The organism is Streptomyces sp. NBC_00075, from assembly GCF_045041225.1.
GTDB classification, from domain to species: Bacteria; Actinomycetota; Actinomycetes; order Streptomycetales; family Streptomycetaceae; genus Streptomyces; species Streptomyces adonidis.
The window spans coordinates 4,223,950-4,248,737 of sequence record NZ_CP108243.1 but is presented as its reverse complement, the minus strand read 5'-3'; the positions used below and the strand labels follow the sequence as shown (position 1 = coordinate 4,248,737).

20 protein-coding genes and 1 tRNA gene are annotated in these 24,788 nt (G+C 67.3%); 12 read left to right on the top strand and 9 right to left on the bottom strand.

Annotated elements, in window-relative coordinates; translation table 11 throughout:
• Positions 1–6: 6 nt before the first annotated feature.
• Together OG787_RS18185 and OG787_RS18180 are read right to left on the bottom strand one after the other, a co-directional pair.
• Positions 7–1,038, bottom strand: a complete 1,032-nt coding sequence (locus OG787_RS18185) for an adenosine deaminase (RefSeq protein WP_369036422.1) — start codon at positions 1,036–1,038, stop codon at positions 7–9.
• 144 nt (positions 1,039–1,182) lie between these two features.
• Positions 1,183–2,409: a pyridoxal phosphate-dependent aminotransferase gene (locus tag OG787_RS18180; RefSeq protein ID WP_235475562.1), complete on the bottom strand. Its 1,227-nt coding sequence runs from the start codon at positions 2,407–2,409 to the stop codon at positions 1,183–1,185.
• A 307-nt stretch (positions 2,410–2,716) separates the two neighbouring features.
• Between OG787_RS18180 and OG787_RS18175 the strand changes: the two genes are divergently transcribed.
• The 11 genes from OG787_RS18175 to OG787_RS18125 all read left to right on the top strand — a co-directional run bounded on the left by OG787_RS18175 (position 2,717) and on the right by OG787_RS18125 (position 16,920).
• Positions 2,717–2,789: transfer RNA gene (locus OG787_RS18175), tRNA-Trp, on the top strand.
• Positions 2,790–2,898: 109 nt separating this feature from the next.
• Positions 2,899–3,186 (top strand): preprotein translocase subunit SecE, encoded by a 288-nt coding sequence (secE, locus tag OG787_RS18170; protein ID WP_327695295.1) that lies wholly within the window; start codon positions 2,899–2,901, stop codon positions 3,184–3,186.
• 77 nt (positions 3,187–3,263) lie between these two features.
• Positions 3,264–4,124, top strand: coding sequence for a transcription termination/antitermination protein NusG (nusG, locus tag OG787_RS18165; protein ID WP_369036423.1), 861 nt, complete (start codon positions 3,264–3,266; stop codon positions 4,122–4,124).
• A 152-nt stretch (positions 4,125–4,276) separates the two neighbouring features.
• A complete protein-coding gene (gene rplK, locus OG787_RS18160; protein WP_020132675.1) occupies positions 4,277–4,711 on the top strand; it encodes a 50S ribosomal protein L11 in 435 nt (144 codons plus the stop codon).
• 88 nt (positions 4,712–4,799) lie between these two features.
• Positions 4,800–5,525: a 50S ribosomal protein L1 gene (gene rplA / locus OG787_RS18155; protein WP_369036424.1), complete on the top strand. Its 726-nt coding sequence runs from the start codon at positions 4,800–4,802 to the stop codon at positions 5,523–5,525.
• Positions 5,526–5,661: 136 nt separating this feature from the next.
• Positions 5,662–6,573: a hypothetical protein gene (locus tag OG787_RS18150; RefSeq protein WP_405535744.1), complete on the top strand. Its 912-nt coding sequence runs from the start codon at positions 5,662–5,664 to the stop codon at positions 6,571–6,573.
• 57 nt (positions 6,574–6,630) lie between these two features.
• On the top strand, positions 6,631–7,458 hold the full coding sequence (locus tag OG787_RS18145) for a DUF1396 domain-containing protein (protein WP_369036426.1): 828 nt from the start codon (positions 6,631–6,633) through the stop codon (positions 7,456–7,458).
• A gap of 339 nt (positions 7,459–7,797) precedes the next feature.
• Positions 7,798–8,328, top strand: coding sequence for a 50S ribosomal protein L10 (rplJ, locus tag OG787_RS18140; protein WP_164319068.1), 531 nt, complete (start codon positions 7,798–7,800; stop codon positions 8,326–8,328).
• Positions 8,329–8,437: 109 nt separating this feature from the next.
• Positions 8,438–8,824, top strand: a complete 387-nt coding sequence (gene rplL, locus OG787_RS18135; protein WP_369036427.1) for a 50S ribosomal protein L7/L12 — start codon at positions 8,438–8,440, stop codon at positions 8,822–8,824.
• A 619-nt stretch (positions 8,825–9,443) separates the two neighbouring features.
• Positions 9,444–12,926, top strand: a complete 3,483-nt coding sequence (rpoB, locus tag OG787_RS18130; RefSeq protein ID WP_369036428.1) for a DNA-directed RNA polymerase subunit beta — start codon at positions 9,444–9,446, stop codon at positions 12,924–12,926.
• Positions 12,927–13,020: 94 nt separating this feature from the next.
• Entirely contained in the window at positions 13,021–16,920 is a 3,900-nt protein-coding gene (locus tag OG787_RS18125; protein ID WP_369036429.1) for a DNA-directed RNA polymerase subunit beta', read from the top strand.
• Positions 16,921–16,987: 67 nt separating this feature from the next.
• Here the strand turns inward: OG787_RS18125 and OG787_RS18120 are convergent, their stop codons facing one another.
• From OG787_RS18120 to OG787_RS18090, 7 genes are read right to left on the bottom strand one after another with little or no spacing between them, the layout of a single operon-like run.
• Complete coding sequence (locus OG787_RS18120) at positions 16,988–17,542, bottom strand: hypothetical protein (protein WP_369036430.1); 555 nt, start codon at positions 17,540–17,542, stop codon at positions 16,988–16,990.
• Complete coding sequence (locus OG787_RS18115; protein ID WP_405535743.1) at positions 17,542–18,648, bottom strand: hypothetical protein; 1,107 nt, start codon at positions 18,646–18,648, stop codon at positions 17,542–17,544. The genes OG787_RS18120 and OG787_RS18115 overlap by 1 nt, the downstream gene beginning before the upstream one ends.
• Positions 18,649–18,681: 33 nt before the next feature.
• On the bottom strand, positions 18,682–19,875 hold the full coding sequence (locus tag OG787_RS18110) for a hypothetical protein (protein ID WP_405535742.1): 1,194 nt from the start codon (positions 19,873–19,875) through the stop codon (positions 18,682–18,684).
• A 54-nt stretch (positions 19,876–19,929) separates the two neighbouring features.
• Entirely contained in the window at positions 19,930–20,874 is a 945-nt protein-coding gene (locus OG787_RS18105; protein ID WP_405535741.1) for a phage distal tail protein, read from the bottom strand.
• 29 nt (positions 20,875–20,903) lie between these two features.
• Entirely contained in the window at positions 20,904–22,190 is a 1,287-nt protein-coding gene (locus OG787_RS18100) for a tape-measure protein (protein ID WP_405535740.1), read from the bottom strand.
• A complete protein-coding gene (locus OG787_RS18095; protein ID WP_405535739.1) occupies positions 22,187–23,392 on the bottom strand; it encodes a phage tail protein in 1,206 nt (401 codons plus the stop codon). The genes OG787_RS18100 and OG787_RS18095 overlap by 4 nt, the downstream gene beginning before the upstream one ends.
• A gap of 13 nt (positions 23,393–23,405) precedes the next feature.
• On the bottom strand, positions 23,406–24,002 hold the full coding sequence (locus OG787_RS18090; RefSeq protein WP_405535738.1) for a hypothetical protein: 597 nt from the start codon (positions 24,000–24,002) through the stop codon (positions 23,406–23,408).
• A gap of 99 nt (positions 24,003–24,101) precedes the next feature.
• On the opposite strand from OG787_RS18090, the gene OG787_RS18085 reads away from it, so the two are divergent.
• Positions 24,102–24,785 (top strand): hypothetical protein, encoded by a 684-nt coding sequence (locus tag OG787_RS18085; RefSeq protein WP_405535737.1) that lies wholly within the window; start codon positions 24,102–24,104, stop codon positions 24,783–24,785.
• Positions 24,786–24,788: the final 3 nt, after the last annotated feature.

Genomic DNA, 24,788 nt, shown 5'->3' with positions numbered 1-24,788 from the left:
TGTCCCTCAGTTGGCCAGCCAGTCGTCGATCCCCGCCAGGAGCTTCGCCCGTACGCCCTCCGGCGCCGCCGAAGCCCGTACCGACTGCCGGGCCAGTTCGGCCAGTTCCGCGTCCGTGAACGCGTGGTACTGGCGTGCGATCTCGTACTGGGCCGCCAGGCGGGAGCCGAAGAGGAGCGGATCGTCGGCGCCCAGCGCCAGTGGCACGCCCGCCTCGAAGAGCTTGCGCAGCGGCACGTCCTCGGGCTTCTCGTACACGCCCAGGGCGACGTTCGACGCCGGGCAGACCTCGCAGGTGATCTGGCGGTCCGCGAGGCGCTTCAGCAGACGCGGGTCCTCCGCCGCCCGCACTCCGTGGCCGATCCGGGACGCGTGCAGGTCGTCCAGGCAGTCACGGACCGACGCCGGGCCCGTCAGCTCGCCGCCGTGCGGGGCCGACAGCAGGCCGCCCTCGCGCGCGATGGCGAACGCCCGGTCGAAGTCCCGGGCCATGCCCCGCCGTTCGTCGTTCGAGAGCCCGAAGCCCACGACCCCCCGGTCCGCGTACCGCACGGCCAGCCGGGCCAGTGTGCGCGCGTCCAGGGGGTGCTTCATGCGGTTCGCGGCCACCAGGACCCGCATCCCGATCCCGGTCTCCCGGCCCGCGGTCTCCACCGCGTCCAGGATGACCTCCAGCGCCGGGATGAGACCGCCCAGGCGAGGGGCGTACGAGGTCGGGTCGACCTGGATCTCCAGCCAGCCCGAGCCGTCCTTCGCGTCCTCCTCGGCGGCCTCGCGGACCAGCCGCTGGATGTCCTCGGGCTCGCGCAGACAGGACCGGGCCGCGTCGTAGAGCCGCTGGAAGCGGAACCAGCCCCGCTCGTCGGTCGCCCGGAGCTTCGGCGGCTCCCCGCTGGTGAGGGCGTCGGTCAGCGCCTCGGGCAGCCGCACACCGTACTTGTCGGCCAGTTCCAGCAGGGTCGCGGAACGCATCGACCCGGTGAAGTGCAGGTGCAGATGGGCTTTCGGCAGTTCAGAGACATCACGTACGTGCTCCATTCCAGGATCCTGCCGTACGTCCGGCTCCTATCGGTAGCGCTTTCCCTGAACGTGGTCTTGCTCGCACTGATGCCCGTACCGGGGAACGAAAAGAAGGCCGCCTCTCCAAGGGAAGCGGCCTTCTCATCAGAACTGTCAGAACCCTCAGTCCGTCGCCTCGGCCAGCAGCTTCTGTACGCGGCTGATGCCCTCGACGAGGTCCTCGTCGCCCAGGGCGTACGACAGACGCAGATAGCCCGGTGTGCCGAACGCCTCACCCGGTACGACGGCCACCTCGACCTCGTCCAGGATCAGCGCGGCCAGCTCGACCGAGTCCTGCGGGCGCTTGCCGCGGATCTCCTTGCCCAGGAGGGCCTTCACCGATGGGTAGACGTAGAAGGCGCCCTCGGGCTCCGGGCAGACCACGCCGTCGATCTCGTTGAGCATGCGCACGATGGTGTGGCGGCGGCGGTCGAAGGCCACCCGCATCTCCGCGACGGCGTCCAGGTTCCCGGAGACGGCGGCGAGGGCGGCGATCTGCGCCACGTTGGAGACGTTCGAGGTGGCGTGCGACTGGAGGTTCGTCGCCGCCTTGACGACGTCCTTCGGGCCGATGATCCAGCCGACCCGCCAGCCCGTCATGGCGTACGTCTTCGCGACGCCGTTGACGACGATGCACTTGTCGCGCAGCTCGGGGAGGATCGCGGGGAGCGAGGTGAACTTCGCGTCGCCGTAGACGAGGTGCTCGTAGATCTCGTCCGTCAGGACCCACAGGCCGTGCTCCACGGCCCAGCGGCCGATCGCCTCGGTGTCCTCGGCGCTGTAGACCGCGCCGGTGGGGTTGGAGGGGGAGACGAACAGGACGACCTTCGTCCGCTCGGTGCGGGCCGCCTCCAGCTGCTCCACGCTGACCCGGTAGCCGGTGGTCTCGTCCGCGACGACCTCGACCGGGACACCGCCGGCGAGACGGATCGACTCGGGGTACGTCGTCCAGTACGGGGCCGGGACGATGACCTCGTCGCCCGGGTCGAGGATCGCGGCGAAGGCGTTGTAGATGGCCTGCTTGCCGCCGTTGGTGATCAGGACCTGGGAGGCGTCCACCTCGTAGTTCGAGTCGCGGAGCGTCTTGGCGACGATCGCGGCCTTCAGCTCGGGGAGACCACCGGCCGGCGTGTAGCGGTGGTACTTCGGGTTCGAGCAGGCCTCTACGGCGGCCTGGACGATGTAGTCCGGGGTCGGGAAGTCCGGTTCACCGGCGCCGAAGCCGATCACCGGGCGCCCGGCGGCCTTCAGGGCCTTGGCCTTGGCGTCCACGGCGAGGGTGGCGGACTCGGAGATCGCGCCGACTCGGGCGGAGACCCGGCGCTCGGTGGAAGGGGTTGCAGCGCTCATGGTGCCCATCGTTTCAGACCGGAAACCTCCACGGCACACGGGTTTCACGTATTGGTCAGACCGGATACCGGAGTGGATCACCCAAGGGGAGAAGAACACGTGCCGGGCGGGGCGGAAGGCTGAACAAGCGTCCGGATCCGGGGGCTGGGCTGGGCGATCTTCCGTCGGCAACGCCCCAGCGGGCGCTTTCTGTTCGACGATCGCCGCTGGAGCACGTACACTCTCACCTCGTTGGCCTTCACCGGCCCGCGCTCATCCGGTGCACACCGAGCTTCCGGACGAGTACGGTACGTTGGAGTAACCACAAAGGGTCGTAGCTCAATTGGTAGAGCACTGGTCTCCAAAACCAGCGGTTGGGGGTTCAAGTCCCTCCGGCCCTGCTACACACGCCTGTCACCAGGCTGTGTGCGCATGTACGTACTGCAATGCATCGCCGTGCGGCTCAGACCGGGCGCGGCACGGCCACGACCCGGGAACAGGTGAGGATGAATGGCGGACGCCGTGGGCTCCATCGACATGCCTGATGCCCAGGACGAGGCGCCCGAGTCGGACAAGAAGACTCGCAAGGGCGGCAAGCGTGCCAAGAAGGGTCCGCTGAAGCGTCTCGCGGTCTTCTACCGCCAGATCGTCGCGGAACTCCGCAAGGTCGTCTGGCCTACGCGTAACCAGCTGACGACGTACACGACCGTGGTGATCGTCTTTGTGATCGTCATGATCGGCCTGGTGACTGTGATTGACTTTGGCCTCGACAAAGCCGCCAAGTACGTCTTCGGCTGAGCCAAGAGCGAAGGGCGCCGGGTGCGGCGCCCCTTTCGCATGTTCCACCCACATGTATCCAGGAAGAAGCAGCCACCGTGTCTGACCCGAACCTGAACGACGCCATCGTGCCGGACGAGTCCGTGGATGACGAGCTGGACATCGTCGAGGGCGCCGATGAGGTCGAGGACGAGGTCGACGCTGCCGACGCCGCCGTGGGGGAGCCCGCCGAGGAAGACGCCATCCACATCGAGGACGATGAGGACGGCGACGCCACCGAGGTCGAGGACGAGACCGACGACGAGGCCGCGGCTGAGGAAGCCGAAGAAGAGGCCGAGCCCGTCGACCCCGTCGAGGCCCTCCGCGAGGAACTGCGCACGCTCCCCGGCGAGTGGTACGTCATCCACACGTACGCCGGTTACGAGAACCGTGTGAAGACCAACCTCGAACAGCGTGCCGTCTCGCTCAACGTCGAGGACTTCATCTTCCAGGCCGAGGTGCCACAGGAAGAGGTTGCCCAGATCAAGAACGGCGAGCGCAAGACGGTCCGCCAGAACAAGCTTCCCGGCTACGTTCTCGTCCGCATGGACCTGACGAACGAGTCCTGGGGCGTCGTCCGCAACACCCCCGGTGTCACCGGCTTCGTGGGCAACGCGTACGACCCGTACCCGCTGACCCTGGACGAGATCGTCAAGATGCTCGCGCCGGAGGCCGAGGAGAAGGCCGCTCGTGAGGCCGCCGAGGCCGAGGGCAGGCCCGCTCCGGCCCGCAAGCTCGAAGTGCAGGTGCTGGACTTCGAGGTCGGCGACTCGGTCACCGTCACCGACGGCCCGTTCGCGACGCTTCAGGCGACCATCAACGAGATCAACGCCGACTCGAAGAAGGTCAAGGGCCTCGTCGAGATCTTCGGCCGCGAGACCCCGGTCGAGCTGTCGTTCGACCAGATCCAGAAGAACTAGCACGTCACCAGCTTCCGTCCAGGTCAGGTCGGCTCTCCCGGAGCTGGCCTGACCTGCTCGGTTTCACGCCTCGCCACGGTGTCCCTTATCGTGGTGCGGTTGCCTGGCTTCTGTCGGGCACAGCGAAGACCAACGAAGATAGAGGACCCGGAATGCCTCCCAAGAAGAAGAAGGTCACGGGGCTTATCAAGCTCCAGATCAACGCCGGTGCGGCGAACCCCGCCCCGCCGGTCGGCCCCGCGCTCGGTCAGCACGGCGTCAACATCATGGAGTTCTGCAAGGCGTACAACGCCGCGACCGAGTCGCAGCGTGGCTGGGTGATCCCGGTGGAGATCACGGTCTACGAGGACCGCTCCTTCACCTTCATCACCAAGACGCCGCCGGCCGCGAAGATGATCCTCAAGGCCGCGGGTGTCGAGAAGGGCTCCGGCGAGCCGCACAAGACCAAGGTCGCCAAGATCACCGAGGCGCAGGTCCGTGAGATCGCCACGACCAAGCTTCCCGACCTGAACGCCAACGACCTGGACGCCGCGTCGAAGATCATCGCCGGCACCGCCCGTTCCATGGGCATCACGGTCGAGGGCTGAGCCCCACCCCGTAAGTCTTCAGTAGTACGTGGCAGGGCCTGCTCGGCCCGTTACCCCACGACTCCTCAGAACAACATCAGGAGCAGTAGTGAGCAAGCGCAGCAAGTCTCTCCGCGCTGCGGACGCCAAGGTCGACCGGGACAAGCTCTACGCCCCGCTCGAAGCCGTGCGTCTCGCCAAGGAGACCTCCACGAGCAAGTTCGACGGCACCGTCGAGGTCGCCTTCCGCCTGGGTGTAGACCCGCGCAAGGCCGACCAGATGGTCCGTGGCACCGTGAACCTCCCGCACGGCACCGGTAAGACCGCCCGGGTCCTGGTCTTCGCGACCGGTGACCGTGCCGAGGCCGCGACCGCCGCTGGCGCCGACATCGTCGGTTCCGACGAACTCATCGACGAGGTGGCGAAGGGCCGGCTGGACTTCGACGCCGTCGTCGCCACCCCGGACCTCATGGGCAAGGTCGGCCGCCTCGGCCGCGTCCTCGGCCCGCGTGGTCTGATGCCGAACCCGAAGACGGGCACCGTGACCCCGGACGTGGCCAAGGCCGTGACCGAGATCAAGGGCGGCAAGATCGAGTTCCGCGTCGACAAGCACTCGAACCTGCACTTCATCATCGGCAAGACGTCGTTCGACGACACCAAGCTGGTGGAGAACTACGGCGCGGCGCTGGAGGAGATCCTCCGTCTCAAGCCGTCCGCCGCCAAGGGTCGTTACATCAAGAAGGCCGCGATCAGCACCACGATCGGCCCCGGCGTTCCGCTCGACCCCAACCGCACCCGCAACCTCCTCGTCGAGGAGGACCCGGCCGCCGTCTGAGCCCTCCGCTCACCCCGGTAGCCGCGCGTACGCGTTCTGTACGACGGGCCCCGCAACCTTTCGAGGTGCGGGGCCCGTTGTCGTAGGGACGGGTTAGCGTGAAGATCACGGGGTGTACTAGGGGGTAGGGGTGCGGATGAGGCACAGCGGTGCACGGGGGATACGAGGCGTACGGCGGACGGTCAGGCCGGTCGCGGTGACCGCCGCGCTCGTGGTGGTGGGCGTGGCCATGTCGGCGTGCAGTTTCTCCGGTGACCCCGACGACGGGGACGCCGAGCAGACCCGGGGCACGGCCGGCCCGGACGCCCGTACGGCCGCCGCGCTGCACGCCGTAGAGAAGGCCACCGACCTGGCCGGTTCCGCCCGCGTCAGCTCGTCCTCCGTGATGGGCGACCTGCTCTCCATGCGGACGGCCGGTGTCCTCGGCTGGGCCGGCGAGCCGGTCGGCAAGCTCAGCATCACCTACACCGGCGGTGAGCTGGCCGACACCATGCGGGCCCTCAACAGCTCCTCCATGGAGGCCCGGCTGCTGCCCGACGCCTATTACGCCAAGGTCGGCGACAAGTTCGCCGCCCAGATGCGGGGCAAGCACTGGATCCGGTACGACTACGACGACCTGGCGGACCTGCCCGGCGGCTCCGGGACGTATCTGAAGGACCAACTGCGCAACACCGCCCCCGTGCAGCCGGTGAAGCTCCTGCTGGCCTCCGGTGACGCCCGCAGGGCCGGGACGGAAACAGTGCGCGGTGAACGTACGACGCACTACTCGGGCACGGTGGACGTGGCCGCGCTCGCCGACTCCGCGCTCAAGGAGCAGCTCGTCCAGGCCGGGGTCAGCACCGAGACGGTCGACATCTGGGTCAACGAGCGGAATCTGCTGGTCAAGAAGGTCGAGCAGGGTGAGCTGTCGAGCGGGCGGATGTCGTCGACGGCGTACTACAGCGCGTACGGCGTGAAGGCGGAGGTGGCGGCTCCGGCGGGCAAGGACACCGCGGACTTCAAGGACCTGTTGGGGAATTCAGGAGCCTCATCCGCCTCACCGGGTTAGGCTCACGGTCGTTTCTGTGAATCGACCGTGTGTTCACAAAGTTCCTTGGGGGGAATCGTGAGTGCTTCTTCTTCCGTGCGCGTCGGGCTCGCCGTGCTGCTGCTCGGCACCGGTGCTGTCGCCTGTTCCGAGGGGGCTTCGGAGGAGTCGCCGAAGATGACGCCGGCGGCTGCTGTCGCCAAGGCGGCGAAGAACGTGGAGGACATCACCTCCCTCAGCTATCGGATGACCGGCCGCACGCCCGAGGAAGGGCGCGTCAAGGCCGACGCCAAGATGCGGCTCAAGCCCGACGTGGCCATGAGCATGAAGATCACGGCCCTCGACCAGGGCGCGGACGGCACCGCCGAGATACGTCTCGTCGACAAGGCGATGTTCATAGGCGGGGGCGCGGCGGCCGCCGCCGAGATGGACGGCAAGAGCTGGATCAAGTTCGACCTGTCCGCGCTGGGTGCCGGTGCCGGCGAGTCGCTGGGGGCGGCCGGACAGGCCGACAAGAACCCCGCCCAGGAGTCCACCTTCCTCACCGGGTCCAAGGACGTGAAGGAGGTCGGCACGGAGACCGTGGACGGGGTGAAGACCACCCACTACGCGGGCACGGTCACCCTCGACGAGTTCCGGGACTCCCTCAAGAAGGAGACCAAGGCGACTCGTGAGACGCGCGAGAAGAGCCTTGAGCAGTACGAGAAGCTGGGGATCGAGAAGTTCACGATGGATCTGTGGGTCGGTGAGGACGAGCTGACGAAGCAGTTCCGGATGCGGGGGGCGGCGGACAAGGGTCCGCTCGACATGACGATCACTTTTGACGACTTCAACAAGCCGGTGAGTATTGCTGCGCCGGCTGCCAAGGATGTTGCTGACCTGGCTGAGATGTTGAAGGGCGCCTGAGCGGGTTTGGTTGTTGGCTGCCGGTCCGGTGGGGGCTTGTCGCGCAGTTCCCCGCGCCCCTGTCGGGGCGCGATTTGCTTGGCCGTTAGGCCCTCGCGTACTCTCCTCTTGAAGCCAAAGACCGCTGGTCGTTGCTGTGTCCTCGTTCGAGGGCTCGGTGGCCGAAGGATCCGCTGAACTGCGGACGACCCGCGTAGGTGACTGTGGAAGTGCTCCTGGACGGAATCCGCTCACGGAATTCGTTCGGTCGAGTTCACGCCCCGTGCGCCTGCGCCGGGGCGTTTCGTTTTCCCAGTCTCCTTCTGAGCGGTCCTCATCACCCGGAAGGAGGCCACGCTTATGGCAAGGCCCGACAAGGCTGCCGCGGTAGCCGAGCTGGCGGACCAGTTCCGCAGCTCGAACGCCGCTGTGCTGACCGAGTACCGGGGTCTCACCGTCGCGCAGCTCAAGACGCTGCGTCGTTCGCTCGGTGAAGACGCCCAGTACGCCGTGGTGAAGAACACGCTGACCAAGATCGCGGCCAACGAGGCCGGGATCTCGACGCTCGACGACCTGTTCAACGGTCCGACGGCGGTTGCCTTCATCACCGGTGACCCGGTGACGTCGGCGAAGGGTCTTCGTGACTTCGCCAAGGACAACCCGAACCTCGTCATCAAGGGCGGTGTCCTTGACGGTAAGGCGCTGTCCGCCGACGAGATCAAGAAGCTTGCGGACCTCGAGTCCCGCGAGGTTCTGCTCAGCAAGCTGGCCGGTGCTTTCAAGGGCAAGCAGTCTCAGGCTGCCTCGCTCTTCCAGGCGCTGCCGTCGAAGTTCGTCCGCACCGCGGAGGCGCTTCGCGTCAAGCTCGCCGAGCAGGGCGGTGCCGAGTAACTCGGCTCGCACTTTGACCGCCGCCTGACGCGGTGGTCGACGCGGGCCGAACGTACGCCCGCCGACACGTAATCGGCACCTGCCGAATTGACTGGAAGGATCGCCCATCATGGCGACGAAGCTGTCCCAGGAAGAGCTGCTCGAGCAGTTCGAGTCCCTCACCCTCATCGAGCTCTCCGAGTTCGTGAAGGCCTTCGAGGAGAAGTTCGACGTCACCGCCGCCGCGGCCGTCGCCGTCGCGGGCCCGGCCGGCCCGGCCGCCGCCGCCGAGGTCGCTGAGGAGCAGGACGAGTTCGACGTCATCCTCACGGGTGCCGGCGAGAAGAAGATCCAGGTCATCAAGGTCGTGCGTGAGCTGACCTCCCTGGGTCTGAAGGAGGCCAAGGACCTCGTGGACGGCGCCCCGAAGCCCGTTCTCGAGAAGGTCACCAAGGAGGCCGCCGAGAAGGCTGCCGAGTCCCTCAAGGCCGCCGGCGCGGGCGTCGAGGTCAAGTAACACCCTTGGGAGCCCGCTGAGGGCTCTCGTGGCAGCTGACGTGGGGTTCCTGAGAGCCCTGTAACGCTGACGCAGTGAAGAGCGATCATCCATCTGGGTGGTCGCTCTTCGGCGTTCGAGGGGTCGGGTCGTGGCTGCCTTGCAGGCTCGGTGACGGCGAGTAAGGTGATCTTCGTCGTGCCTCCGAACGCCCCTGGTGACGTCCCGTACGTGACGATGGCAGCACCGGGTCCGGGGCATGGAGGCCTTGACGAACTGCACGTAGCGCGCAATTCTCAGGACGCGTCGCCACATCGATCCGAATCCGAGGCATGGATCGGTGGCGAAGAGGGCAGGATCGATGTGCATCGAGGGCGTGGCTTGCAGCAGGGGTTGAGAGCAACGAGGGTCTTCAAAAACCCGCACTGGACATCAGTGAGCCTAGTGGCTACACTGACCCTTTGCGCTGCCTGTTAGCTGCCTCCTGCCCGTCACCAGGGGCATGCCCTCGCTTGAGCACCGACGATCGGACCTTCTCCGACCTGGCCTTTTACGGCTGGTCAGTGGAGCGCCTGTCTCTGTGTCCCGGTGAGGGGCCGGTACGCGCGTAGTGAGTCCGAGCCCTCGGAAGGACCCCCTCTTGGCCGCCTCGCGCACTGCCTCCGCGAATACGAACAACGGCGCCAGCACTGCCCCGCTGCGCATCTCTTTTGCAAAGATCAAGGAGCCCCTCGAGGTTCCGAACCTCCTTGCGCTGCAAACCGAGAGCTTCGACTGGCTGCTCGGTAACGCCGCGTGGAAGGCTCGTGTCGAGGCGGCTCTGGACAGCGGACAGGACGTCCCCACCAAGTCCGGTCTGGAGGAGATCTTCGAGGAGATCTCCCCGATCGAGGACTTCTCCGGGTCGATGTCCCTGACGTTCCGCGACCACCGTTTCGAGCCTCCGAAGAACTCGATCGACGAGTGCAAGGAGCGCGACTTCACGTACTCCGCGCCCCTCTTCGTCACGGCCGAGTTCACCAACAACGAGACCGGCGAGATCAAGTCCCAGACGGTCTTCATGGGCGACTTCCCGCTCATGACCAACAAGGGCACCTTCGTCATCAACGGCACCGAGCGTGTCGTGGTGTCGCAGCTGGTCCGTTCGCCGGGTGTCTACTTCGACTCCTCCATCGACAAGACGTCCGACAAGGACATCTTCTCCTCCAAGGTGATCCCCTCCCGGGGTGCCTGGCTGGAGATGGAGATCGACAAGCGCGACATGGTCGGTGTCCGCATCGACCGCAAGCGCAAGCAGTCCGTGACCGTTCTGCTGAAGGCTCTCGGTTGGACGACCGAGCAGATCCTTGAGGAGTTCGGCGAGTACGAGTCGATGCGCGCCACCCTGGAGAAGGACCACACCCAGGGCCAGGACGACGCGCTGCTCGACATCTACCGCAAGCTCCGTCCGGGCGAGCCGCCGACCCGTGAGGCCGCGCAGACGCTTCTGGAGAACCTCTACTTCAACCCGAAGCGCTACGACCTCGCCAAGGTCGGCCGTTACAAGGTCAACAAGAAGCTGGGCGGCGAGGCCCCGCTGGACGCCGGTGTGCTGACCGTCGAGGACATCATCTCGACGATCAAGTACCTGGTGAAGCTGCACGCCGGTGAGACCGAGACCGTTGGCGACAACGGCACGTCGATCGTCGTCGAGACCGACGACATCGACCACTTCGGCAACCGTCGTCTGCGCAACGTCGGCGAGCTCATCCAGAACCAGGTCCGTACGGGTCTGGCGCGTATGGAGCGCGTCGTGCGTGAGCGCATGACGACCCAGGACGTCGAGGCGATCACGCCGCAGACCCTGATCAACATCCGGCCGGTCGTCGCCTCCATCAAGGAGTTCTTCGGCACCAGCCAGCTGTCGCAGTTCATGGACCAGAACAACCCGCTGTCGGGTCTCACCCACAAGCGCCGTCTGTCGGCGCTCGGCCCGGGTGGTCTCTCCCGTGAGCGGGCCGGCTTCGAGGTCCGTGACGTGCACCCCTCGCACTACGGCCGCATGTGTCCGATCGAGACCCCCGAAGGCCCGAACATCGGTCTGATCGGCTCGCTCGCCTCCTACGGCCGGGTCAACGCGTTCGGGTTCGTCGAGACCCCGTACCGCAAGGTCGTCGAGGGTGTCGTCACCGACGACGTCGACTACCTGACCGCCGACGAAGAAGACCGCTTCGTGATCGCCCAGGCGAACGCGATCCTCTCCGAGGACATGCGTTTCGAGGAGTCCCGCGTTCTCGTCCGCCGCCGTGGCGGCGAGATCGACTACATCCCCGGCGACGACGTCGACTACATGGACGTCTCCCCGCGCCAGATGGTGTCCGTCGCGACCGCGATGATCCCCTTCCTGGAGCACGACGACGCCAACCGTGCCCTCATGGGCGCGAACATGATGCGCCAGGCCGTGCCGCTGATCACCGCCGAGGCCCCCCTCGTCGGTACGGGCATGGAGTACCGCTGCGCCGTCGACGCCGGCGACGTCATCAAGGCCGAGAAGGCGGGTGTCGTCCAGGAGGTCTCCGCGGACTACATCACCGTCGCCAACGACGACGGTACGTACACCACGTACCGCGTCGCGAAGTTCTCGCGCTCCAACCAGGGCACCTCGGTCAACCAGAAGGTTGTCGTGGACGAGGGCGACCGGATCGTCGAGAACCAGGTTCTCGCCGACGGGCCGGCCACCCAGGAAGGCGAGATGGCGCTGGGCAAGAACCTGCTCGTCGCCTTCATGCCGTGGGAGGGTCACAACTACGAGGACGCGATCATCCTGTCGCAGCGCCTCGTGCAGGACGACGTCCTCTCCTCGATCCACATCGAGGAGCACGAGGTCGACGCCCGTGACACCAAGCTCGGCCCCGAGGAGATCACCCGGGACATCCCGAACGTCTCCGAGGAGGTCCTCGCCGACCTCGACGAGCGCGGCATCATCCGTATCGGTGCCGAGGTCGTCGCCGGTGACATCCTCGTCGGCAAGGTCACGCCCAAGGGTGAGACCGAGCTGACCCCCGAGGAGCGTCTGCTCCGCGCGATCTTCGGTGAGAAGGCGCGCGAGGTCCGTGACACCTCGCTGAAGGTGCCGCACGGCGAGATCGGCAAGGTCATCGGCGTCCGCGTCTTCGACCGTGAGGAGGGCGACGAGCTGCCGCCCGGCGTCAACCAGCTGGTCCGTGTGTATGTTGCGCAGAAGCGCAAGATCACCGATGGTGACAAGCTCGCCGGCCGTCACGGCAACAAGGGTGTTATTTCCAAGATCCTGCCCATCGAGGACATGCCGTTCCTCGAGGACGGGACCCCGGTCGACATCATCCTCAACCCGCTGGGTGTGCCGTCCCGAATGAACCCGGGACAGGTGCTGGAGATCCACCTCGGCTGGCTCGCCAGCCGCGGCTGGGACGTCTCCGGGCTCGCGGACGACTGGGCGCAGCGCCTCCAGGCCATCGAGGCCGACGTGGTCGCCCCCGGCACGAACGTCGCCACCCCCGTCTTCGACGGTGCGCGTGAGGACGAGCTGGCCGGTCTGCTCAACCACACGATCCCGAACCGCGACGGCGAGCGCATGGTGCTCCCGACCGGCAAGGCACCGCTGTTCGACGGCCGCTCCGGCGAGCCGTTCCCGGAGCCGATCTCGGTCGGCTACATGTACATCCTCAAGCTCCACCACCTGGTCGACGACAAGCTGCACGCGCGTTCGACCGGTCCGTACTCGATGATCACCCAGCAGCCGCTGGGTGGTAAGGCCCAGTTCGGTGGCCAGCGATTCGGTGAGATGGAGGTGTGGGCGCTGGAGGCTTATGGCGCCGCTTACGCCCTCCAGGAGCTGCTGACCATCAAGTCCGACGACGTCACCGGCCGCGTGAAGGTCTACGAGGCCATCGTCAAGGGCGAGAACATCCCCGAGCCCGGCATCCCCGAGTCCTTCAAGGTGCTCATCAAGGAGATGCAGTCTCTCTGCCTCAACGTGGAGGTGCTGTCCAGCGACGGTATGTCCATCGAAATGCGTGACACCGACGAGGACGTCTTCCGCGCGGCGGAGGAGCTCGGCATCGACCTGTCCCGGCGTGAGCCGAGCAGCGTCGAAGAGGTCTGACGGGAGTTCGGAGGCCTTCACCATGAAGGCCTCCGGCCCCAGGACCCCCGTATCAGACCCCATGACTTACAACCCTGAGAGGGATTGACGCATAGTGCTCGACGTCAACTTCTTCGACGAGCTCCGGATCGGTCTGGCCACCGCTGACGACATCCGTCAGTGGAGCCACGGCGAGGTCAAGAAGCCCGAGACGATCAACTACCGCACGCTCAAGCCCGAAAAGGACGGACTCTTCTGCGAGAAGATCTTCGGTCCGACCCGGGACTGGGAGTGCTACTGCGGCAAGTACAAGCGTGTCCGCTTCAAGGGCATCATCTGTGAGCGCTGTGGCGTCGAGGTCACTCGCGCCAAGGTGCGCCGTGAGCGGATGGGCCACATCGAGCTGGCCGCTCCCGTCACCCACATCTGGTACTTCAAGGGCGTTCCGTCGCGTCTGGGCTACCTGCTCGACCTCGCCCCGAAGGACCTGGAAAAGGTCATCTACTTCGCGGCGTACATGATCACGTACGTCGACGACGAGCGCCGTACCCGTGACCTGCCCTCGCTGGAGGCGCACGTCTCGGTCGAGCGGCAGCAGATCGAGAACCGGCGTGACTCCGACCTCGAAGCCCGCGCCAAGAAGCTGGAAAGCGACCTGGGCGAGCTGGAGGCCGAGGGCGCCAAGGCCGACGTACGCCGCAAGGTGCGCGAAGGTGCCGAGCGGGAGATGAAGCAGCTGCGGGACCGCTCGCAGCGCGAGATCGACCGCCTCGACGAGGTGTGGACCCGGTTCAAGAACCTCAAGGTCCAGGACCTGGAGGGCGACGAGCTGCTCTACCGCGAGCTGCGCGACCGCTTCGGGACCTACTTCGACGGTTCGATGGGTGCCGCGGCGCTACAGAAGCGCCTGGAGTCCTTCGACCTGGAGGAGGAGGCCGAGCGCCTCCGCGAGATCATCCGTACCGGCAAGGGCCAGAAGAAGACCCGCGCCCTGAAGCGGCTGAAGGTCGTGTCTGCGTTCCTTCAGACCTCCAACAGCCCCAAGGGCATGGTTCTCGACTGTGTCCCGGTCATCCCGCCGGACCTTCGCCCGATGGTGCAGCTGGACGGTGGCCGCTTCGCGACCTCCGACCTGAACGACCTGTACCGCCGTGTGATCAACCGGAACAACCGTCTGAAGCGGCTTCTCGACCTCGGTGCTCCCGAGATCATCGTGAACAACGAGAAGCGCATGCTTCAGGAGGCCGTTGACGCGCTGTTCGACAACGGTCGTCGTGGCCGTCCGGTCACCGGTCCCGGTAACCGCCCGCTGAAGTCCCTGAGCGACATGCTCAAGGGCAAGCAGGGTCGATTCCGTCAGAACCTGCTCGGCAAGCGTGTGGACTACTCCGCGCGTTCCGTGATCGTCGTCGGTCCGCAGCTGAAGCTGCACCAGTGCGGTCTGCCGAAGGCCATGGCGCTGGAGCTGTTCAAGCCGTTCGTCATGAAGCGGCTGGTCGACCTCAACCACGCGCAGAACATCAAGTCCGCGAAGCGCATGGTCGAGCGTGGCCGGACCGTCGTGTACGACGTGCTGGAAGAGGTCATCGCGGAGCACCCGGTTCTGCTGAACCGTGCGCCCACGCTGCACCGCCTCGGCATCCAGGCCTTCGAGCCGCAGCTGGTCGAGGGCAAGGCCATCCAGATCCACCCGCTCGTCTGCACCGCGTTCAACGCGGACTTCGACGGTGACCAGATGGCCGTCCACCTGCCGCTCTCCGCGGAGGCGCAGGCCGAGGCCCGCATCCTGATGCTGTCCTCGAACAACATCCTCAAGCCCGCCGACGGCCGTCCGGTGACGATGCCGACCCAGGACATGGTCCTTGGTCTGTTCTTCCTCACCACCGACGGTGAACTGCGTGACGTCAAGGGCGAGGGCCGCGCGTTCGGCTCCTCGGCCGAGGCGATCATGGCGTTCGACGCCGGTGAGCTGGCGCTTCAGTCGGCCGTCGACATCCGCTTCCCGGTGGGCACCATCCCGCCGCGCGGCTGGACCCCGCCGGCCCGCGAGGAGGGCGAGCCCGAGTGGCAGCAGGGGGACTCGTTCCGTCTGCGCACCACGCTGGGCCGCGCGCTCTTCAACGAGCTGCTGCCCGAGGACTACCCGTTCGTCGACTACTCGGTCGGCAAGAAGCAGCTCTCCGAGATCGTCAACGACCTCGCCGAGCGCTACCCCAAGGTCATCGTGGCGGCGACGCTCGACAACCTGAAGGCGGCCGGCTTCTTCTGGGCGACCCGCTCCGGTGTCACCGTGGCCATCTCCGACGTCGTCGTTCCCGAGGCGAAGAAGGAGATCGTCAAGGGCTACGAGGCGCTGGACGAGAAGGTCCAGAAGCAGTACGAGCGCGGTCTGATCACCAAGGACGAGCGCACGCAGGAGCTCATCGCGATCTGGACCAAGGCGACCAACGAGGTCGCCGAGGCGATGAACGCGAACTTCCCCAAGACGAACCCCATCTTCATGATGGTTGACTCGGGTGCCCGAGGAAACATGATGCAGATGCGGCAGATCGCCGGTATGCGTGGTCTGGTGTCGAACGCCAAGAACGAGACGATTCCTCGTCCCATCAAGGCGTCGTTCCGTGAGGGCCTGTCCGTGCTGGAGTACTTCATCTCCACCCACGGTGCCCGTAAGGGTCTCGCCGACACCGCCCTGCGTACCGCCGACTCGGGTTACCTCACCCGTCGTCTGGTGGACGTCTCGCAGGACGTCATCATCCGCGAGGAGGACTGCGGCACCGACCGTGGCCTCAAGCTGGCCATCGCCGAGCGCGACGAGGCCGGCGTGCTGCGCAAGACCGAGAACGTCGAGACGTCGGTGTACGCCCGTGCGCTGGCCGAGGACATCACCATCGACGGACGTGTGCTGGCCCCGGCCAACACCGACCTCGGTGACGTCCTCATCGACGAGCTGGTCAAGCACGGCGTCGAGGAGGTCAAGACCCGCTCGGTCCTGACCTGCGAGTCCGCCGTCGGCACCTGCGCCATGTGCTATGGCCGCTCGCTGGCCACCGGCAAGCTGGTCGACATCGGTGAGGCGGTCGGCATCATCGCCGCCCAGTCCATCGGTGAGCCCGGTACCCAGCTGACGATGCGTACCTTCCACACCGGTGGTGTGGCCGGTGACGACATCACCCAGGGTCTGCCCCGTGTCGTCGAGCTCTTCGAGGCTCGTACGCCCAAGGGTGTCGCCCCGATCTCGGAGGCGGCCGGCCGCGTCCGTATCGAGGAGACCGAGAAGACCAAGAAGATCGTCATCACCCCGGACGACGGCAGCGACGAGACGGCGTTCCCGATCTCGAAGCGCGCCAAGGTCATGGTGCGTGAGGGTGACCACGTCGAGGTGGGCCAGAAGCTCACCTTCGGTGCCACCAACCCGCACGACGTGCTGCGGATCCTCGGTCAGCGCGCGGTCCAGGTCCACCTGGTCGGCGAGGTCCAGAAGGTCTACAACTCGCAGGGCGTGTCGATCCACGACAAGCACATCGAGATCATCATCCGGCAGATGCTCCGCCGCGTGACGATCATCGAGTCCGGCGACGCCGAGCTGCTGCCCGGCGAGCTGGTCGAGCGTGGCAAGTTCGAGACCGAGAACCGTCGTGTGGTCCAGGAAGGCGGCCACCCGGCCTCCGGCCGTCCGCAGCTGATGGGTATCACCAAGGCCTCGCTGGCGACGGAGTCCTGGCTGTCGGCCGCCTCCTTCCAGGAGACGACCCGAGTCCTGACGGATGCGGCGATCAACGCCAAGTCCGACAGCCTCATCGGCCTCAAGGAGAACGTCATCATCGGTAAGCTCATCCCGGCCGGTACGGGTCTGTCCCGTTACCGCAACATCCGGGTGGAGCCGACCGAGGAAGCGAAGGCCGCGATGTACTCGGCCGTCGGCTACGACGACATCGACTACTCGCCGTTCGGCACCGGCTCCGGCCAGGCCGTTCCGCTGGAGGACTACGACTACGGTCCGTACAACCAGTAAGCGGTAGTTGGTAGTTGCTTGCACGAAGGGCGGTCATCCCGGTTTCGGGGTGGCCGCCCTTCGGCGTTCAGTCCCCGCAGCCGTACATGAGCTGCGGCTGGGCGTAGACCGTGCCGGAGGCGCTCGTCACCAGCGCCTGGATCTCCACCGTGAGCAGCGTGCCGAAGTCGGCGTCGACGGCGGCGGTGTGGTCGAAGTCCGCGCCCGCGGCGACCTCGGGGCCCCACGGGGTGCCGGCCACGAGCACGCGGACCGTACCGGTGGTGCCCGTGGCGATCCTGGTCGCCAGGCGGAGGCGCATCCTGGGCTGCCACACCGGGTTGGACGACACCGCGATCGTCGTCCAGGCGGTCGCGGTGGTCTGCGGCCAGCGGGTGACCGTCGTGTCCTGCGGGGGCAGCATGGTCAGCCAGGGGCGTGCCAGGCCTCCGGCGCCGACGGAGAAGACGGCCGGGCCACCCGAGCGCGGCAGTACGTGGAGCCAGCCGCCGTCGGTGATCTCCACCCCGCCGCCGGACACCCTGTTGAGCGCGGGCCGGGAGTTGACGGCCGTGGACAGCTGCTGGATCCGGCGTTCCATCGCGGTGAGCCGGTCGATGATGTCCTCGGGCAGCTGGGGCATCAGGGTTCCTCCAGATAGAGCTCGGCGGTGTCGGGACGGCCGCGCTGCGCCGGGCTGACCTTGACGCCGATGATCCGGTAGCGGACGTCCAGGCCCTCGGGCCACCACTCGTCGGTGATGCGGATCCGGGCGGTCCGGCCGAGCAGCGCGGGCGGCACCAGGTCGTCGAGGCGGACGGTGATCTCGGGGATCACGACCGCTCCGGCGGCCGTGGCGAGTTCGGCGGTGGCCAGGGAGCGCAGTGTGTCGACGTCGGTGACCGTGTTGTGGTCCGAGGTCAGGTCGATGAGCGGATAGCCGGCGTCGATCAGGGCCGTGGCCGGCGGGGCGTCGGCGTACAGCGGGCGGGACTCCTCGGCCTGGTTGTCGTTGACGGAGGCCCCGCGCGCGCGGGCGGTGGTGCCGCCGCGGGTGGCGTCGCGCGGGAAGGAGTACGACAGGATCGTGCCCGGACGGTCCATCACCAGGTCGGTCGTTCCGGTGCGGATCATCGGGCTGCCCAGGCGCAGCCGGCGGATCCGTTCGCCGGTGGCCGGGTCGCGGTAGACGGCGATGTGGTGCTCGAAGCCGTTGTCCATCGAGGCGAGCGCGTCGAGCGCCTCGGAGTAGACGATCTCGTCGCCGTCGCGGTAGGAGACGGTCCGGGTCGCCGAGGAGGTCTCGGTGCCGTAGGTGACACGGATGTCGCCGCCCGGGAGCGACGTCTGCATGTGCCGCCACAGGTTCCGGGCGAGCGTCAGCTGCTCGGTGTCCGTGTAGGTGAGGTCGGCGCGGATACGGCGGCGGCCCGCGTACGAGTCGAAGGTCGCCGCCTGGATGCCGAGGGTGAGGACGCCGCGTTCGTCGCTCTGTAGGGTGCTCGTCCAGATGATCCCGCCCCACCACAGGTCGCTGCCGCGCTCCAGGTAGACCGCCGTGCGGCCCTCCTCGATACGCCGGACCCGGGCGGCGAGGGCCGCGGTGGGGACGGGGATGGTGCCGGAGAACGATCCGGCCTTGCCGATGTAGTCGTCGACGGTGACGTCCCGTACGGGCAGGATGTCGATGGTGCGGTCGGTGCGCAGGTCGCAGAAGATCGCGCGGTACGGGGTGGTGATGGTCGCCATACGGCGGTCAACTCCTGTGTCGCGGTGGGGTGTTCAGGCCAGCGGGTCGACGCGCAGAAACGCGTTGGCGAACCAGCAGTTGACTCCCGAGGCGGTGGACCTGTGCATCGCCGTGACCGTGTAGGTGGCTCCGGCGGTCAGTGATCCCAGCCGGACGGTGGTCGCCACCGAGGCGCCGGGGGAACCCGAGTACACCGCGGCGTACTGGTCCACCGCCGTCCAGATGACGGTGGTCCCCAGGGTGACCTGGGGGGTCAGATACGCGGACGCCGTCGTACTGCCGGGGGTTTCCATCCGCGAGCCGAGGCCGAGGAGGACCGCGCCGGACGGCGGAGCGGTGAAGCTGAGCGTCAGTGCCGAGACGGGCGTACCGGTGAGCGCGGCCGTGTACGTCGTCGAGGAGGTGTACCCGGCGTTGAACGAGTTGACGAACGCCGGGCCCGGCACGGCGGGCAGCCAGGCCGTGCCGTTCCAGCGCTGGAGCTGGCCGTTGGGGCCGTCCCGGTACTGGCCGGCGTAACTGCCGTTGGTGAGGGCGCCGCCCGGGGCGATGCCGCCCGTCTCCCGGGGGTACGGGATCCAGACCGTGCCGTTCCAGCGTTGCAGGGCGGTGGCCGTGTCGCGGTACTGGCCGGGGTAGGCGCCGGTGCGGGAGTCGTTCTCCGTCGGGAGGATGCCGCCGACGGCCACGACACTGGTGCGCAGGTCGGTGACGGTGGCGGTGGAGGCCCAGATGATCCCGCCGTTGCCCGCGCTCGCGTTCGCCGGGACCAGGACGGTGTACAGGGGCAGAGCGGCGGCGGGGGTCGCCGGCGGGGCCGGGTCGGTGGCGGTGGGGGTGCCGGGGATGACCTCGACGACGGCTTCGGTGCGGCCGGACGCGTCGTACTGGTCGTCGTAGATCCGCAGGACGACGAGATCCCGGCGGCTCTGGTCCGTACCGCCGCCGAACGTGAGGGTGACCGGCTCGGTGACGGCCACCGGGTAGGCGCCCCGGTCGTCCTCGGCCTGCACCACACCCCGGCCGACTCCTACGGTGGCGGTCATACCGCCGGAGGTGCCGGTCAGCGCGAAGCCCGTGATCCGGAAGGCCCCGTCGGACGAGCCCGGGAAGACGCCGGAGCGGCCCCGGATGTTGGTGGCGGGGGTGACCGCGCCGGTCTGGACGACGCGGGTGTCCTCCCGTGTCTGGCCGTTCGGGGACAGCCAGGCGGAGCGTGCGTTCATACCAAGTCCTTCTGTGGATGGCGGGAGTCGGGAGAGTGCGGGAGCCCGGTGGGGTCACCACTCCGCGCTGCGCCAGCGCACCGACATCTGGGCGCCGGAGTCGAAGTCGTCCGGGCGGAAGGCCAGTTGGGCACGGCCGGGGGCGAACGTGAACAGTTCCTCCGGGCCGCTGTCCGGGGCGGCGGTGTGCCGGCGGGAGGCGGTGCCGTTGAGGGTGACCGTGCCGGCGCCGGTGTCGACGACGAGCTGGTCGCCCGCCGCGAGGCGGATCGTGTAGCGCAGCCGGCGGTCGGTCGTGCGGTCGGTCACCGTGGGGTTGACGCACGGCCCGCTGAAGGTGATCACCGGGTGGGTGGGCGCGGAGCCGTCGTTCGCGGCGACGACATCGCCGGTGGAGACGGTCTGGCCCCAGTACAGCGGCCAGGTCAGCGGCCAGGTCAGCCCGCTCTCCGGCTGCGGCGGCCCGGTGACCGCGGTCTGCTCGGCGACCAGGTAGCGGCGCGGGTCGGTGGCGTACCACTGCACGGCCGCCCGGGACACACCCTGGGTCGCGTACACCCGGTCGGCGGCCAGGACGCGCTGGCTGACCCGGGCCCGGACGGCCAGGGTCTCGCCGTGCAGCCGGACCGCGAGCCAGCGCTCCTCGTCGGCGAGCAGCAGGGCCTGGCGCAGGACGCGGGTCGCGGTCAGTGCGGACTGGGGGCTGCCCACCGTCGCCGGTACGGTCCACACCGTGCCGCCGATCCTGCGGGGCTTGGCGTAGCGGGCGCCCGCCCAGGCGCCGTGGGCGGTGGGGTGGTCGGCGTCGCCGGTGTCGAAGTCCGGGAGGTCCTCCCAGCCGGTGAGTCCGCCGCGGTCGATCTCGTACGCCGTGCCGGGGCCCAGCAGCAGGCCGGCCCACTGGATCTGGCCTTCGCGGGTGATGAGGGAGCCGGGGGGCGGGTCCGGGTCCGTGGTGGAGTCGGGGTACGCGGTTGTCTGGGCCGGCGTCTGGGCCATGGGGGCAGTCACCTCACTGTCGGGGACATTCACGGGTATGCGTGGGCCGAGGAGAGGAACAGCAGGTCCTCGGCGGTGGCCCGGGGGCCCGCGCCCTCGGACTCGCGGAACTCGGCCATCCGGTACGGCGAGGACGAGGGGGCTTTGGTCCTGCCGGCGAGGGCCCGCTGCCGCTCCAGGGCGGTGAGCGGCAGCACCTTGCCCGTGCGGCGGGTGATCCCGGGTACGGCGACACCGCCCTCGGCGAGCATCGGGATCTTGGGGATGTTGATGCCGAACGTCTTGCCGAGGATGTTGACGCTGAGTGAGTTGAGGCCGTCGATGATCCAGTTGGCGAAGGCGATCAGGCCGTTGATCGGGGCCTTGACCAGGCCCGCGACCATCTCCACGCCCGTACTGACGAACTTCCCGATCCCGCCGAGCGTGCTCGACATCGCGCCCTTGATCCGCTGGAACATGTCCGGGATCGTCCGGGTGATCCAGCCGACGGCGGACTCCAGGACCCCCTGGAAGCCGCGCCACACGGCGTCCACCTTCTCGCGCAGCGCCTCCACGTTTCCGGTGGTGAGCGCGTGCAGCACGGCGAAGCCGGTGCCGACGACCGCGCCGACGACGGAGAGGACGGTCGTGACGATGGTGAGGATCGCGCCGAAGTACGTGCTCACCAGCGTGCCGATGAACTGGAGGATCGGGGTGATGACGGCGAGGTAGCCCTCGACGTACTTCAGTACGAGCGTCGCGAGCTGCTCGATGATCCGTTGTCCGGCCTCGGAGTTCACGGCGAGGTCGATCAGCCATCCGGCGACGGGCAGGAGCAGGCCCGCGACGAAGCCGATCGGGTTGGCGCGGGTGAGGAGGTTGATGACCATCACCACCCCGGCGCCGATGGTCATGGCGAGGCCGAAGGCCCCCATCAGGTCGCCTATGACGGCCATGGGGCCGACGAGGCCGACGATGAGCGTCGCCACCGTGGCGAGTCCGGACTTGAGCATGCCGACAGCCCTGGTGGCACCCCTGGCCCTGTCGCCGAGCGACTTCACGCCGGTCGCGGCGGTCGCGGCCGACTGACCGGTCCTGGTGACGGAGAGGGCGGCGGCTTCGGCGGCCGATTTGACCTGGCTCACCGCCGGGCTGCTGCCGGTGACGGCGGTGTGGAAGCCGTCGGTGGCCGTGGCGGCGCTCCTGATCTGGCCGACGAACTGCCGTATGGCGCCGGTGCCTTGCGCCGTCTGTGTCCGGAAGGCACGCAGCGCGGGCAAGACCGGGGCGAGCAGGTCGGCCGGCGTCACGCCCGCTGTCGCCGCGGCGGCACTCATCCCCGCCACCCGCGTGCCTTGGCCAGGAACATCAGCGCGTCGGCGGTCCGCTGGGGGTCACTGGAGGAGGCCGCGTAGTAGTTCTCGATCCGCAGGGCCCCGCCCGTGCCGGTGGCTCCGTCGCCGCCGATGCGGCCCTGCGCGGCAGCTGTCCTGAGCATGCGGTCCAGCTTGCTCAGCGGCAGCACGGCCTCCGCCTCTCCGCCCTCGGCGAGGATCGCCGGTACGCCACCGGAACGGGGCAGGACGACACCGCCGGTCGCGAGCGTGGGGATCTTCGGCAGGCTGAGGCCGAAGGTCTTGCCGCCGACGAAGGGCACCCAGCCCGGGATCGTCACCTTGATGCTGTTGAGCTTGCCGATCGCGGAGTTGATGAGCCCGATGACCGCGTTGATCGGTGCCTTCACGGCGTTCTTGATGCCGTCGAAGGCGCGGCCCGCGATGTCCTTGAGCCCGTTCCAGGCGCTGGTGAGCTTGTCCTTGACGGCCTGGAAGGCGTTCGGGATCACCGACTTGACCCAGTTGACGACGGGTGTGATCACGGCCTTGATGCCGTTCCACACACCGCTGACGACACTTTTGATCGCGTTGAGGACGGTGGTGATGATGGTCTTCCAGATGTTGAAGTACGTCCGGATGACCGTGGCCACGGCCTGCACGACGGCGGAGATCGCCGTTTTTATCCCGTCCCAGATCTTCTTTATCAGGTCGGCCGCGGTTTTCATGATGGGTCCGATGGCCTTCATGACCGTGCTGATGACGGACTTGATGACTTCGAAAGCCGTCTTGAGGATCTTCTGCATGGTCTTCGACTGGGTCGCCATGTCGATGACCTTCTGGATGAGCGGCGCGAGCAGGCTCATGAGCATGCCGAAGAAGTTGCCCTTCATCGACTTGTTCATCTTGTCCTGGCCCTTGGCGGCCTTGTTGGCGCCGGACTCGTATTTGCCGAGGTTGGTACCGGCGGTCTGGCCTGCCTTGCCTGTTTTGGTGAGGGACTTCTCGGTCTGGTCGGCCGCGGTTTTCATGTTCTTCAGGGCGGTTGTCGAGCCCTGGGCCGCGGAGCGGAGTTTGGTCATTCCGCTCTGACCTGCCACTGCCGCACGGCCGATGCTCTGTGTGGCAGCGGCAGCAGCGGAGACCTGGCTCTTGAATCGCTGTAGAGAATTGGCTGACCGGTTCGCTGCTGAGGCCAGTGACATGTTCGCTCCGTTATTAGAATGCCGCGGCGAGTTGGTCGAGAGCGGCCCGCAGGATCTTCACGTCGGTGACCACACCCCTTACGAGGGGCCTGGATGTATCGATCCCGCGGTCGGTTTTCTTGGTGGGGTCGGTTTGTCGATCTCTGCTGGCAGCGCCGATGATTTCGAGTCTTCTCTTGATTTCTTTGACCGTTTTCTCCATGTCCTCCATATTTTCGCGATCCTTTTTCTGGGCGTCCGACTCGATAATTTTTTGGAGTTTGTCCAGCCGCTTCTTCCATGGGAACTCTCGGGTTACGCCGAGGATGGTGATCCCGTGTTCGTCGAGCTTGAACAGGGCGATGTCGATCTTGAAAATGGTGAGTGCGGCGGTGAGTACGGTAAAGCTGAGGGCTACTCCTGTCAGGCTTCCGGTGATTTTTTTCCATATTTCGTTCTGGGCGGTTTGGGAATCGTCGTAAGCCTTCTTGAGTTTCCCGAATTCTGCGTAATTCAACTGTTGGGTGATGAAGATTCTGAATATGTTGGTGTCAATGCGTGTGATGTTTTGAATGGTGGTTCGCTGCAATCCCGTCAGGTCTGAGTCCAGTTGTGCAAGATCTCGCGTCATGGGAACTTCCCTTCGTTGCGGGCCGGCTGCCGTGTCGATGCGGTGAAGAAGTTGTCTAGATTTCGGGTCTCAGGTGAACTACCGTGTTGCTGAAGGGACTTGACGCACGAGGGCAAGGCCAGTGGGGTGGACGGGGAAGCGAACAGAGTTCGGCGTGACCATGTGATCGACTGGCTCGACCAGTCCCAGGACCTGGCCCAGCTGATCGCCCGTGTGACCGAACTCGTCCTCCGGCTGGGCTACGACCCCGAAGACCTCGTCGTGATGCCCCGCGCCGAACTCGACCGGCGTGAACTGACCGCCTACAGCGCCGGCTGGGCGGACGTCGTCTCCGAGCAGCTTCCCGGGATACGGCGCGAGTACGAGGTCCGGATCACCGCCGCCTACCTCCAGGGCCAGGAGGACGCGCGTACGGGGCGCCGGCCCCGGCGGACGGGACCGTCGAAGAGGGCCGAGGGCGAACGCGAGGGCGAGGTCATTCCGCTGCCGTACGTCCAACTGCTCGAACCCCCGCCCGCGGTGACCGGCGTGGAGCAGCGGGGCGAGCGGGAGCGGGCCGTGGCCGACCGGGAACCGGGAACGGAGGCCGGCCCGGACGCCGGTGCCTCGCCCGATCCCCGGGCCGAGATCCTGCTCTCGGCCCGTGAGGTGCGGGAGCGCCGTGCGGAACGGGACCGGCGCAAGGTGGTCCGGCGCAAGGGGCGGCCCAGTGTGCCCCCGCTCGACGACAGGCCGGCCGGGGCGCCTCCCGTACAGGAGGAGACGCCTCAGGAGCCCTCCTGACGG